Here is a 13787-nt window from a genome sequence, read left to right as displayed (position 1 = left end):
AAGCCCTACTACCATCAGCGCGATGCAGATGGTAGCAAGAGCTAGTGTTTCTCAGATAGCTAGTTGTCTTACCCGAACTCTTCTCGTGGCGAGACCGAGGAGAATTTATTGTATTCTTTGATGAATAGAAGTTCGACCGTCCCCCGGGCACCACTCCGGTTTTTCTCAATAATGACTTCGATCACATTGTTGTTTTGTTGTTCTTCTGGTTCATCGTCATCGTCGCCTTCACTGCGGTAGTAGTCATCTCGGTACAAGAAAGCAACGATATCGGCATCCTGCTCGATCGACCCTGATTCCCGGATATCACTTAAAACAGGACGTTTGTCTTGTCGCTGTTCCACACCCCGAGAAAGCTGAGACAGTGCAATCACCGGCACTTTCAATTCCTTCGCCAGTTTCTTTAATTGGCGAGAGATCTCAGAGACTTCTTGTTGGCGGTTTTCGCGACCCGTTCCTTCAATCAACTGCAAATAGTCGATCAATATCAAGCCGAGATTGCCTTTTTCTTGCGCGAGTTTCCGACAACGTGCCCGAATCTCAGAGATCTTGATCCCGGGGGTATCATCGATATAGATATTAGCGTTAGAAAGACTGCCCATGGCAACGATCAAATTCCGCCACTCTTCTTCTGAGAGCTGCCCCGTCCGCAAGTGACTGGCCTCAATCGAGCCTTCCGCACAAAGCATCCGGTTAACCAATGATTCAGCCCCCATTTCCAGACTAAAGATCGCCACGGAACGATCGGTTTTCGTTCCGACATTTTGTGCGATATTCAAGGCAAATGCGGTTTTCCCTACCGCGGGGCGGGCAGCGAGAATAATCAGCTCTTCTTTTTGCAGCCCCGCCGTCATTTTGTCTAAAGCCGCATAACCCGTAGGTAATCCGGTGATTTCTTCATTGTTTTGCGCCAATTGATCGATCGTTTCGATCGTCCGATTCAAGACTTCCGCTATCGATTGGAAGCCATTACTGTTGCGCTTTTCGGATACTTCTAAAATACTTTTTTCTGCTTGATCAATGATCGACTGCACATCTTCATCTTGTTCAAAGCCTTTGGTTACGATACGGCTCGCTGTTTGGATTAGATTGCGCAGCGTGGCTTTGTCGTCAACGATCTTCGCATAATAAGCAATACTTGCTGCTGATGGTGAAGCTTGACTCAATTCAGTCAGATACGTCAGACCGCCAACATCTTCAAGACTATTGCTTTTTTCAATTTCTGCTTTCAACGTGATCAAGTCGATCGATTCACTACGGTCGTTCAACTGGATCATTGCTTGAAAAATTATTTGATGGCTGCGGCGATAAAAATCTTCTGGGGCGATTACTTCCATTGCATCGATGATCGCATCGGCATCTAAAAAGACTGCCCCTAGGACCGCTTGTTCCGCTTCAATATCTTGTGGGGGAACTTGATTTTGCCAAACTTCATTCATGCCATTCGCTCCTTCGTCCATTCATTCTACAAGATTCCCATCCAAAGTACAAGATTGCTTGGACGTTTGCCGAAAAAAACCCCAACATGTGACTGTTGGGAGTAATACTTATTCTTGAATGGTATGAACATTGATCGTTGCTGTTACTTGTGGGTGCAATTTTACAGGTACTTGCGTAAACCCTAATGCACGAATCGGCTGATCCAATTCGATTTTGCGTTTATCGATTTTGATTTTGTATTGCTTGTTCAAAGCATCGGCAATTTGTTTTGATGGGATCGAACCGAACAAGCGGCCATCTTCCCCTGCTTTGGCATTGATCTTCACGACGGTTTCTTCTTTTTCAAGAAGTGCTTTTAACTCTTTCGCTTCTGCTAAGACTTCCGCATCTTGTTTTTCTTTGGCTTTTTGTTTGCCTTTTAATTCTGCCATGCTTTCATTGTTGGCAGGTTTGGCTAAGTTGTTTTTGATCAGGAAGTTTTGTGCGTAGCCATTAGGGACTTCCTTGATATCGCCTTTTTTGCCTTTGCCTTTGACATCTTGTAAGAAAATAACTTTCATCTTGGTCACTCCTTGTTATTGTTCATTTTTCGTTAATTCCGCTCGCAACTGGTTTTCTACATCGCCAATGCTGCTGTTTTTTATTTGCGTGGCTGCGTTGGTAAAATGTCCGCCGCCGCCTAATGCCTCCATCAAGGTTTGTACATTGACTTTTCCGGTACTTCTAGCACTGATACCGATCAAATCTCCTGGCTGTTTAGTAATGACAAACGCGGCATGGATCCCATTGATCGATAGCAGAGTATCGGCCGCTTTTGCAACGGTGACACTATCGTACACCCGATCTTCATCCGCTGCAGCAATCACGATATCTTCTCGGAAATGCTGGCTGCGAGAAACCAGTTCACTGATCATCAAATAGGAATCTAAATCCGTACTCAACATGTATTGAACCAATGACGTATCTGCGCCTTGATTTTTCAAATAGCCAGCAATATCAAAGGTCCGACCAGTGGTTCGCACCGTGAAGTTCTTCGTATCCACGTAGATTCCCGCTAATAAAGAAGTCGTAATAAATTTAGGGACTTGCGATCTGCGAGAAGCGCGATACTGGATCAATTCTGCTACCAGTTCCGATGCTGAAGACGCGGAAGATTCAATATACGTCAATAATGGCTTATCGGGAAACTCATCCCCGCGACGATGGTGATCGATCACTGCGATTTTGTCAAATTCATCATAGACCGCTTGCGAGATCGACATCGACGGCTTATGGTAATCTACCATCACTAAGACACTTTCTTCATTTGATAAATTGACTGCTTCTTCCCCAGTGATCACAAATCGTTCCAGCTCGGGGTATTTTTTCAATTCTTCCAATGCCCGCTGAATGTCGGCGGTGATCTCTTTCGGATTTAAAATGATGTAGCATTCTTTGTCGCTCATCATCGCCATGTAAGCCACCCCAAAAGCCGAACCTAAAGCATCCATGTCCGGGTAACGATGTCCCATGATAAAGATCCGCTGGTTTTCAGCAAAAATCTTTCTCAACGCCGTACTCATGGCACGAGAACGAACACGCGTTCTCTTCGGCGTACCATCCGTATTACCGCCAAAGAATTGCGGTTTTGCTTCTTCTTTGGCTTCTTTTAAAACGACTTGATCGCCGCCACGAACTAACGCAATGTCGAGATTGTTTTGTGCCACTTCACCAATCTCTTCAAAAGACTCTTCCCCATAGGAGATTCCCATACTGATCGTTAATGCCAGATCATTTTTTTCCGCAACTTGCCGTACTCTAGTCAAAAATTGGAATTTCTCTTCCTTCATCCGCTCAATATCTGAATACTTCGCGACGAAAAGAAACCGCTCGGAATTGATTCGTTTGTAAAAAACATGATTCTCACTTGCCCAATCAGAAATCAGTGTCGTGATCAGCGAGTTCAAATAAGAAACTTGTTTGTCGTCTTTTTTCTCAATCAAATCATCGTAATTATCAATTGAAATCAACCCAATTGCTGCCATCTTTTTTACCCCTCAATGTATCATCCCATTTTTTTGAAGCTTTGTTCCTTATTTTACCACAAAACAATCAAATAGGCGATTGATGCAAAAAGTTCCACGTGAAACTTTTTTGGTGAGATAATCATGGGAAAATTTCTGTCACTCGTTATTCTATCTGTATATAAAATAACAAGTATTTCTTCAGTAGATAAAAAAATTGACAAGCTTCAAAAGAAACTTGTCAATGAAAATCATTCGATTTATTCTTCGCCTACGAATGGAAGTAATCCCATAATACGCGCACGTTTGATTGCAATGGTAAGTTTGCGTTGGTTTTTCGCACCAGTACCAGTTACACGACGTGGTAAAATTTTACCGCGTTCTGAAATGAAACGTTTTAGTAATTCAATATCTTTATAATCGATATGTTCAATATGGTTTGCAGCAATGTAGTCTACTTTACGACGTTTGCGTCCGCCTCTTCTTTGTTGTGCCATCCTATTTCCCTCCTATCAATTTCTTAGAATGGTAAATCATCGTCTGAAATGTCGATTGATGAGTTTCCGAATGGATCGGAGTTGTCTCGATCAAAATTAGGCATTCCTGATGGTTGAGAGGATTGAGTTTGATTTGAGTTATTGTTACCAAATCCAGAAGAACTATTTGAGTTATACGTATTGCTGCTGCCAGATCCGCTATCAGTTGTGCGTCTTTGCTCGGAAGCATTTCGCGATTCTAATAATTGGAAGTTGTCAGCAACGACTTCTGTTACATAAACACGTTGGCCTTGTTGGTTGTCGTATGAACGGGTTTGAATACGTCCAGTAACCCCTAATAAAGTTCCTTTGCGTGCATAGTTTGCTAATGTTTCCGCTGGTTTTCTCCAAATAACACAGTTGATGAAATCAGCTTCGCGCTCTCCACTTTGGTTGGTAAAATTGCGATTTACCGCCAAGGTAAAGGTTGCGACACCAGTGCCATTAGAAGTGTAACGTAAATCAGGATCTTTGGTTAGTCTTCCTACTAGTACAACATTATTAATCAAAGTTCATCATCTCCTCATCGCTTTTGTTTCATGTGAAACAATATTATGCTTCTTCTTTGACAATCATGTGACGGATAATGTCATCATTGATTTTCGCAAGACGGTCAAACTCGTTGATTGCACTTGCAGTTGTTGAAGAAGAAACTTTAACGATGTGATAGATACCCTCACGGAATCCATCCATTTCATACGCTAGACGGCGTTTTTGCCAATCTTTTGATTCGATAACTTCAGCGCCGTTATCAGTTAAGATTGAGTCAAAACGAGCGATCAATGCGGCTTTTGCTTCTTCATCAATGTTTGGACGAATGATATATAAGATCTCATATTTCGTGTTTTCCATTGATTTTTCACCTCCCTGTGGACTTTGGCCCCTAGTTTTCTAGGAGCAGAGAGAGTGGTCTAATTAGACTACTCACAAATAATTATTATACACTTTTTTCGTCCCTACTGCAAGCTATTTTTTTGCGTCCATGCATCTACCCATCACTGCAAACAATCGCTTACACTGATAAATACGTCAGCTGCTGCCGATTTTTTGAAAAAGAGTAAAAAGACAGCAAGCTGCAGGTTCGCAGGTTGCTGTCTTCCTAGAAAATGTATTGCTTATTCTTGTGTATCCGTGGTGTCTTCCGTTGTTTCTTCCACAACTGGCACGTCTTGTACCGCTGTTTCTTCGGCAGTCGTTAGTTCTTCTTCGACTTCCGGTTCAACCGTTGCCATCGTCACTACTTTGGCATTGTTTTCCATCTTCATCAAACGAACCCCTAAGGTTGCCCGACCAGTTTGGGAAACAGTCGCTACATTGAAACGAATCAAGACGCCTTTATTGGTGATCACCATGATGTCTTCCTCACCGCTGACCGTCGTCAAGCCGGCTAATGGACCGTTTTTCGCCGTAATGTTGGCTGTTTTGATCCCTTTTCCGCCACGACCTTTGATTGGGTATTCAGAGCCTTTGGTGCGTTTGCCATAGCCGTTCTCAGTGATGACCAAGACTTCACTGTCTTCTGTGATCACAGCGGCACCTACGACGTAGTCTCCATCTCTTAGACGAATGCCTCTCACACCAGCAGCTGTTCGGCCCATATCCCGCACAAGGGCTTCTTTGAAAGTCACAGAGTAGCCATCGTGGGTGCCGATGATCACGACATCTTCGCCATGGGTTTCGATCACGTTAACCAACTCATCATTTTCCCGAAGACCGATCGCAATCAGACCATTGGCACGGATATTTGAAAAGGCCGTCACTGAGGTCCGTTTGACCACACCTAGACGCGTCGTGAAGAACAAGTAGCGTCCTTCTTGAGGCCCACCAGAAGCCGAAATGATCGCTTCGATCCGTTCGCTAGAATCGATCCCTAGCAGATTGATCACAGGGATCCCTTTGGCTGCCCGACCATACTCAGGAATTTCATAGCCTTTGGCTTTGTAAACTTTCCCTTTATTGGTGAAGAACAGTAATGTGTCGTGAGTCGAACAAGAAATCAACGTCTTCACGAAGTCTTCATCGTGGATCCCCATTCCTTGAACGCCACGTCCGCCGCGACGTTGTGCACGGAATTCAGACTTAGCTACTCGTTTGATGTATCCATTGTTCGTCAAAGTAATGACGATTTCTTCTTCTTCGATCAAGTCTTCATCTTCAAGACTTAAGACTTCCCCAACCAATAATTCAGTCCGGCGATCATCGCCAAAGCGTTGGCCTAATTCTTGCAACTCCGTTTGGATGATCTCTAGGACTCGTTGTGGATTTGCTAAAATGTCTGTCAAATCAGCGATAAATTCTAACAAACCTTGGTACTCGTTTTCGATCTTGTCGCGTTCCAAACCGGTCAAGCGACGCAAACGCATATCTAAAATTGCTTGCGCTTGGCGATCGGACAATTTGAAGCGCTCCATCATGCTATTTTTTGCTTCATCATCAGAATTTGATGCCCGGATCAAAGCAATGATCTCATCGATATGATCCAATGCGATCCGTAACCCTTCTAAGATGTGGGCACGGGCTTCTGCTTTGTTTTTATCAAACTGTGTCCGACGAGTTACCACTTCTTGTTGATGCTCGATGTAATTTTCTAAAATTCGTTTCAAACTCAAAATCTTCGGCACGCCTTTTTCAATGGCTAACATATTAAAGCCAAAAGAAGATTGCAGTGCAGTCATTTTGTAGAGATTGTTTAAGATCACCGACGCACTGACGTCGCGACGAACGTCGATAACGATCCGCATGCCTTCACGAGACGATTCATCCCGCAGATCGGTGATTCCTTCGATCCGTTTGTCACGGTGCAGCTCAGAGATCCGCTCGATCAACTTCGCTTTATTGACCATATACGGCAATTCAGTCACTAAGATCCGTTCTTTACCGTTGGGCATTTCAGTCACTTCGACTTTTCCGCGAACAGTGATCGAACCTTTCCCTGTTTCATAGGCACGGCGAATACCGGATTTTCCCATGACGATCCCGCCGGTTGGGAAATCTGGTCCCGGCAGGACTTCCATCAATTCACTTGTCGTGACTTCTGGATTTTCCATCAATAGATCGATGGCTGCAATAACTTCATTCAAGTTATGAGGCGGGATATTGGTCGCCATCCCAACAGCGATCCCCGTCGTGCCGTTGACCAAAAGGTTCGGGAAGCGTGCTGGTAATACCGCTGGTTCTCGTTCTGTATCATCATAATTGCTTTGGAAATCAACAGTATCTTTGTTGATGTCCCGCAGCATCTCCATCGCCAGTTTGCTCATGCGGGCTTCGGTATACCGCATCGCAGCGGCACCGTCACCATCGACTGAGCCAAAGTTTCCGTGGCCATCGACTAACATGTAGCGATAGCTGAAGGGCTGTGCCATCCGCACCATTGATTCATAGATCGCACTGTCACCATGGGGATGGTATTTCCCCATGACATCGCCGACGATCCGGGCTGATTTTTTATGGGGCTTGTCTGGTGTGACCCCTAATTCATTCATTCCATATAAAATTCGGCGGTGAACCGGCTTTAAGCCATCCCGCACATCTGGTAAAGCCCTAGCAACAATTACACTCATTGCATAATCGATAAAGGACTCGCGCATTTCACTGGTCAGATTGACGTCATGAATATTTTGTTTTGCTTCTTCACTCAAGCTGTTTCCTCCTCTACGATTGGCTAGATGTCAAGATTTTTCACGTAGTGCGCGTTTTCTTCGATAAAGGCCCGTCTTGGTTCGACGCGATCCCCCATCAGCATTTCAAAAATTTGATCGGCTTCAATGGCATCATCTACGCTGACCCGCAGCATCATCCGATTGTCAGGATCCATCGTGGTTTCCCATAACTGGTGGTCATCCATTTCCCCTAGACCTTTGTATCGTTGAACTGTTGGTTTTGGTGTCGCAGGTAGTGATTCAATCGTATTTTTCAAATCTTGTTCGGCATTCTTGCCGGGTTGGATATAATGGATATTTTTCCCTTGTTTGACACCGTACAATGGCGGTTGTGCGATATAGACATAACCGGCTTCAACGATGGGACGCATATAACGATAGAACAGCGTCAAGAGTAGGGTCCGGATATGGGCACCATCGACATCGGCATCGGTCATGATGACTAGCTTGTGGTAACGGGCTTTTGCTACATCAAAATCAGCACCAAACCCGGTACCCATTGCCGTAAACAATGAACGGATCTCTTCGTTTGCTAAGATTTTGTCCATGCTGGCTTTTTCGACATTTAAAATCTTCCCGCGGATCGGTAAGATCGCTTGGAATTCCCGACTGCGGCCTTGTTTTGCTGAACCGCCGGCAGAATCTCCTTCGACGATAAACAATTCGCATTTTTCTGGATCATTACTGGAACAGTCGGCTAATTTCCCAGGTAAGTTACTGATTTCTAACGCACCTTTTCGGCGAGTCATTTCCCGGGCACGTTTGGCTGCTTGACGGGCTTTTGATGCCAAAAGTCCTTTTTCCACGACTTGACGACCCACATTCGGGTTTTCCATCAAGAATTTCGTGAAATGTTCGGAAAAGAGACGATCGGTGACTGTCCGCACTTCGGAATTTCCTAATTTGGTTTTCGTTTGTCCCTCAAACTGAGGATCTGGATGCTTGATGGAGATAACCGCCGTCAAGCCTTCCCGAACATCTTCTCCGGTCAGGTTTTCGTCGTTTTCTTTCATCAATTTTGACTTGCGGGCGTAATCATTGATCACCCGGGTCAAGGCAGTCTTAAACCCGAATTCATGGGTTCCGCCTTCATAGGTATGGATGTTGTTGGCAAAACTTAGCAGGTTGCTATGGTAGCTATCGGTATATTGCATGGAGACTTCAACCGTGATTCCTTGTTGTTCTCCTTCTAAATAGATCGGATCTGGGAAAATCACTGTTTTACTCGCATTCAAATGCTCCACATAGCTCTTGATCCCGCCGTCGTAATGATATTCTTTCAAAACGGGTTTTTCTTCCCGTTTGTCTTCGATCGAGATTTTTAAACCACGGTTCAAGAAGGCTAATTCCCGAACCCGCGTCGCTAATTTATCAAAATTGAATTCCGTTGTTTCCGTAAAGATCTCTGGATCTGGAACAAAGTGGACGGTCGTTCCATGGCGGTCGGTTTCATCGATCACTTTTAAGTCATCAACGACTGCTCCACGATGGTATTCTTGATAATACACTTTGCCTTCTTTATAGACTTTTACGTCTAAAGTCGTGGACAACGCATTAACGACGGAGGAACCTACCCCATGAAGTCCGCCGGAAACCTTGTAGCCGCCGCCGCCAAATTTCCCGCCGGCATGCAGGATCGTAAAGACGGTTTCTACCGCTGGACGGCCTGTCTTGGCTTGGATATCAACGGGGATCCCCCGACCGTCATCGACGACCGTAATACTATTATCTGGTTCAATGATCACTTGAATACTTGAGGCAAAGCCTGCTAGTGCTTCGTCGATCGAGTTATCGACGATTTCCCATACTAAGTGGTGCAAACCTTCTGAACTGGTAGAACCAATGTACATCCCAGGTCGTTTGCGGACGGCTTCTAGTCCTTCCAGCACTTGGATCTGACTGGCATCATAGGCTTTCGCACGTTCAACTAAGCTTTTTTCTTCTTCTGTCATTCAGTCTATTCTCCTTTAATATGTCCTTGCTCTACATAAAAAATCTCTGCTTCCACAGACATTTTGTCTTTTACATGTTCTAATGTCGTTGTTGTCAGAAAGGTCTGAACTTTTCCTTCAATGGTTTCCAATAAATGCAGTTGTCGGGAATCATCCAGCTCACTCATGACATCATCTAATAAAAGGACGGGATATTCCCCTGTTTCTTCTTTCATCAAATCGATTTCTGCCAATTTGACACTTAGGGCCGTTGTTCGCTGCTGTCCTTGCGAACCAAAGGTCTGAACATTTTTCTCATTGATCAAAAAATCCAGATCGTCTCGATGGGGGCCTGCCAACGTGACTTGCCGAAATCGTTCACGGTCTTTGACTTGTGCCAAGGCTTTGACAAATTGCTGTTGGATCTCCTCCAGCGAGGTCGCCTCACCGGGCACATTTGATAAATAGTCGATCTGCAAGGTTTCTTTTCCTTGGCTGATCTTTTGGTGCAGCTGATTTGCCCAATACGCCAAGCGCTGAACAAACCGTTGTCTGGCTAAAATGATTTTACTGCCGAAAGCCACCAGCTGTTCCGTCAAAACATCTAAATAGATCTCATCGGTCTGTTTTTTTTCATTCAGCTGTTTTAAGTATTGATTGCGCTGTTTCAAAACGGATTGGTATTGAACGAGATCATAGAGATAAATTGGATCGATCTGCCCAATTTCCATATCGAGAAATTTGCGGCGGACTTGGGGACTTCCTTTTACAAGGGAGAGGTCTTCTGGAGCAAATAAAATGACATTCAGCTGCCCTATGTAACTACTGAGCTTTTTTTGCTCAATGTGGTTTACTTTCGTTTTTCGTCCTTTTTTTGACAAAAACAGTTCTAACGGGATCGTTGAGCGTCCCCGACTGACACTGCCAGAGATCCGCGCACCTTCCGTGTCCCAACGGATAAGTTCTTGCTCGCTGGAGGTGCGGTGGCTTTTGGTCATCGCCAATACATAGATACTTTCTAAAATATTGGTTTTTCCTTGCGCATTTTCGCCTAAAAAAATGACCAGACCTTTCTCAAAAGTCAGTGTCAGCGAATCATAGTTCCGATAATTGCTTAAATGCAACTCATTCAGCCGCATCTGCGTCTTCCTTCTTCACCATAAAAAAAGTACCTTCATCAGGTAGCTCAACACGCATTCCCGCATACAATTTGCGCCCTCGTCGATTTTCCGGCTCGCCGTCGACAAAAACGGTGTGCTCTGCAAGGTACCATTTCGCTTGGCCGCCGCTGCTGATCACACTGACTTCTTTGAGCATTTGTCCAAGTGTCATATATTCCGTTTCTAACGGTATTTGCATTTTCATAATTCCCCTCAATTCTATCAAAGAGCGTTTAGCTCTATTATACTCTTTTTTTGCCAAGAAAACAAATTCATCGGCATATTTTTCATTCTCAGAAGACTTACTGCTTTTAGACAAAAAAGAAGCCAAAATAGAAAAAAGGGCTTAAAAACGATTTTAAGCCCTTTTAACTCATTTATTCATTTTCAGATGATTGTTTCAACTTTTTTCAAAAGACATGAAAAACTAGTTGGTGCGCACCGGTGTAATCAGCTGGATAAAGCTGCCTTTGCTCTCTGTTGGCTCCAACGTAAAGGGACGGATCGCTGAGATAAAGCGGATCACGATGCTGGTGTCACCAAATGCTCGTAGTGCAGCTTTCATATAATCAGGATTGAAAGAGATCTCTAATGGGTCGCCGGTCACTTTTTCAAAAGAAAGGTCTTCTTCCACTTTCCCGATTTCTGGTGAGTTTCCATATAAGACAACAGCTTCCTCGGAGATCGCCAAACGAACGATGTTGTTTCGGCCTTCATGGGAAAGCAATGACGCCCGTTCGATAGCCTGTAACAATTCTGGCACAGAAAATTCAATTTCAGTATTGAAGCTTGAAGGGATCAGACGGTTGGTATCTGGGTAAGTTCCTTCCAATAAACGAGAATAGAATTTCATAGTTTTCGTTTGGAACAACACTTGGTTATCCATAATGCTGATTTGGATCGCTTCTTCTTCATCCGTTAAGGAACGAGAAAGTTCCGTTAGGCTTTTGCCGGGAATCACGATATTGAAGGCTGTTTCCCCGCTTTCCAAGGGAATCACCCGTTGGCTCAAACGGTGTGAGTCCGTTGCAACAGCTAATAATTTTTGATTTTCTAAGACAAAGTGGACCCCAGTTAAGATTGGACGGCTTTCGTGTTGCGAAACCGCAAAGACCGTTTCACTAACAACCTTATTCAACACGTGCGCTGGAATCACGATCGAATCTTGACTTTCGACAACTGGTAAATGTGGATAACTATCGGCATCCAAGCCGTTGACGGTAAAGTTGGCTTTTCCAGAAGTGATCGCTACTTGATTATTGTCTAAAACTTCTAACGTTAAGGTACTTTCAGGCAAACGACGAACGATTTCGCTGAAGAAACGTGCTTGTAAAACGATTGCTCCTGTTTTTTCGATTTGCATTTGCGCTTTTTCGTTTTCCACACTTAAAAAAGTTTCAATGGAAATATCGGCATTGCTCCCAGTCATGGTCAATCCTTTTTCTGAAAGGGACAATTTTACTCCGGTTAAGATCGGGATGGTGGTTTTGGTTGAAATCGCCCGTTGGACAGTTTGTAATTCTTGCATGAACTCTGTTCGGTTTAAAGTTAGCTTCATAGCGATACTCCTTTAATTTATAGTTATTAAATAAAAGTAATAGTAGTAATAGGCTTGTTAGTAATGTGGATAACTCGAGAAAAGAGTGATTAGACTAACGAAAATGCCTGTGAATAACTTGTGGACAACTTTTTTGGTTCTTCTTTTCTTATCCACAGATCAGCTGAAGAGGATTTGTTTGATTTCAGCGATTTCATTTTTGATCGTGGGATCTGTTTCGACTAAATGCTGAATTTTTTCATGGGCATGAATGACCGTGGTATGGTCTTTGCCACCAAATTCGCCGCCGATTTTTGGTAAAGAACTATCGGTCAATTCTCGAGAGAGATACATCGCGATCTGCCGTGGGACAACGATGCCTTTGACCCGTTTTTTCCCTTTTAGATCATTGACATGAATGTGATAGTATTTTGCGACTTCTTCTTGGATCTGCAAAATCGAAACTTGGGTCGAGCCATGGCTTGATTTCAAGGCTTTGATGGCTTCAGCTGCCAAGCTCGTTGTAATGTCTGAGTTTTGCATCGTAGCAAAAGCTTGCACCCGCACGAGTGCTCCTTCAAGTTCCCGGATATTTGAATCGATCTGTCCAGCGATATAACTTAGCGTATCGTCGGGGATCTCCAAGCGTTCGGCTTCGGCTTTTTTCCGCAAAATCGCAGTCCGCGTCTCTAGATCCGGCGGGGTGATATCAACGGACAAGCCCCAAGCAAAACGGGAAACCAAACGTTCTGGTAAAGTCGGGATCTCATTTGGCAAACGATCACTTGTGAGGACGATCTGTTTATTATTGCGATACAGTTCTTCGAAGGTATTAAAGAATTCTTCTTGGGTTCCTTCTTTATTGACTAAGAATTGAATATCATCCACTAGCAAAAGATCAACATTGCGGTATTCGTTTCGAAAATCTTCCATTTTGTTCTTTTGAATAGAAGTAATGAAATCATTGGTGAAATTTTCACTACTAACATACTTGATTTTGGCATTGGGACGTTTCAGCAACATTTGATGACCGATCGCATGCATCAAGTGGGTTTTCCCTAAACCAACGCCACCATAGAAGAACAGCGGATTATAAATAGACCCAGGATCTTCTGCAACAACTAAAGCAGCAGCGTGGGCCATCTGATTGCCTTTCCCGATGACAAAGGTATCAAATGTGTATTTTTCATTTAAGATCGATTTCGGCGGCCGCTCGTTTTCTTTTGCAGCTGTTTGAATAGTAGAAGGGGCTGTTTTTAAAGCTTCTGCTTCTTCGACAGTCACAAAACTAGGAATCAATTCTTCACCAGTTTTCATAAATCCCATTTCAACAATTTTGGCAGCTAGATTTTTTTCCCAATAAGATTTATGAAGATCGCTGGGTACTTCGATCAGCAGCTGATTTTTTTCAAACGACAAGACATTGGCAGTCTCGATCCAAGCACTATAACTGGCCGGATTCAGCTCTTCTTTAAAGGAACGTTGAAGATCTTGCCAAATAGAATCAGCAGATGGCAT

12 protein-coding genes are annotated in these 13787 nt (G+C 43.9%); all 12 read right to left on the bottom strand.

Annotated elements, in window-relative coordinates:
• Positions 1-68 precede the first annotated feature (68 nt).
• The gene (gene dnaB / locus IGJ42_RS00060) at positions 69-1439 is read right to left on the bottom strand and encodes a replicative DNA helicase (RefSeq protein WP_005226374.1); all 1371 of its coding nucleotides are present in this window, start codon (positions 1437-1439) and stop codon (positions 69-71) included.
• Positions 1440-1547: 108 nt separating this feature from the next.
• Entirely contained in the window at positions 1548-2000 is a 453-nt protein-coding gene (gene rplI, locus IGJ42_RS00055; protein WP_005226371.1) for a 50S ribosomal protein L9, read from the bottom strand.
• Positions 2001-2015: 15 nt separating this feature from the next.
• Complete coding sequence (locus IGJ42_RS00050; protein ID WP_005232918.1) at positions 2016-3464, bottom strand: DHH family phosphoesterase; 1449 nt, start codon at positions 3462-3464, stop codon at positions 2016-2018.
• A gap of 239 nt (positions 3465-3703) precedes the next feature.
• Entirely contained in the window at positions 3704-3940 is a 237-nt protein-coding gene (rpsR, locus tag IGJ42_RS00045) for a 30S ribosomal protein S18 (protein ID WP_005226367.1), read from the bottom strand.
• Positions 3941-3963: 23 nt separating this feature from the next.
• Positions 3964-4488 (bottom strand): single-stranded DNA-binding protein, encoded by a 525-nt coding sequence (gene ssb / locus IGJ42_RS00040; protein ID WP_005232920.1) that lies wholly within the window; start codon positions 4486-4488, stop codon positions 3964-3966.
• Between the two features lie 43 nt (positions 4489-4531).
• Positions 4532-4831 carry a 30S ribosomal protein S6 gene (gene rpsF, locus IGJ42_RS00035; protein WP_005226363.1) on the bottom strand — a complete coding sequence of 100 codons (300 nt, stop codon included), beginning with the start codon at positions 4829-4831 and terminating at the stop codon, positions 4532-4534.
• Between the two features lie 263 nt (positions 4832-5094).
• Positions 5095-7620 (bottom strand): DNA gyrase subunit A, encoded by a 2526-nt coding sequence (gene gyrA, locus IGJ42_RS00030; protein WP_005232921.1) that lies wholly within the window; start codon positions 7618-7620, stop codon positions 5095-5097.
• A gap of 23 nt (positions 7621-7643) precedes the next feature.
• Positions 7644-9593 (bottom strand): DNA topoisomerase (ATP-hydrolyzing) subunit B, encoded by a 1950-nt coding sequence (gyrB, locus tag IGJ42_RS00025; protein WP_005232922.1) that lies wholly within the window; start codon positions 9591-9593, stop codon positions 7644-7646.
• A gap of 5 nt (positions 9594-9598) precedes the next feature.
• A complete protein-coding gene (gene recF / locus IGJ42_RS00020; protein ID WP_005232923.1) occupies positions 9599-10711 on the bottom strand; it encodes a DNA replication/repair protein RecF in 1113 nt (370 codons plus the stop codon).
• Positions 10698-10937: a S4 domain-containing protein YaaA gene (gene yaaA, locus IGJ42_RS00015; protein ID WP_008376781.1), complete on the bottom strand. Its 240-nt coding sequence runs from the start codon at positions 10935-10937 to the stop codon at positions 10698-10700. Before yaaA ends, recF begins: the two co-directional genes overlap by 14 nt.
• Positions 10938-11159: 222 nt before the next feature.
• A complete protein-coding gene (dnaN, locus tag IGJ42_RS00010; protein WP_194187794.1) occupies positions 11160-12290 on the bottom strand; it encodes a DNA polymerase III subunit beta in 1131 nt (376 codons plus the stop codon).
• Between the two features lie 159 nt (positions 12291-12449).
• A complete protein-coding gene (gene dnaA / locus IGJ42_RS00005) occupies positions 12450-13787 on the bottom strand; it encodes a chromosomal replication initiator protein DnaA (protein ID WP_005232925.1) in 1338 nt (445 codons plus the stop codon).

It is taken from the genome of Enterococcus sp. DIV1067f (assembly GCF_050543505.1).
Lineage (GTDB): Bacteria > Bacillota > Bacilli > Lactobacillales > Enterococcaceae > Enterococcus_D > Enterococcus_D entomosocium.
Note: the sequence above shows the minus strand (reverse complement) of the source record. Positions and strands in the feature narration are given on the sequence as shown.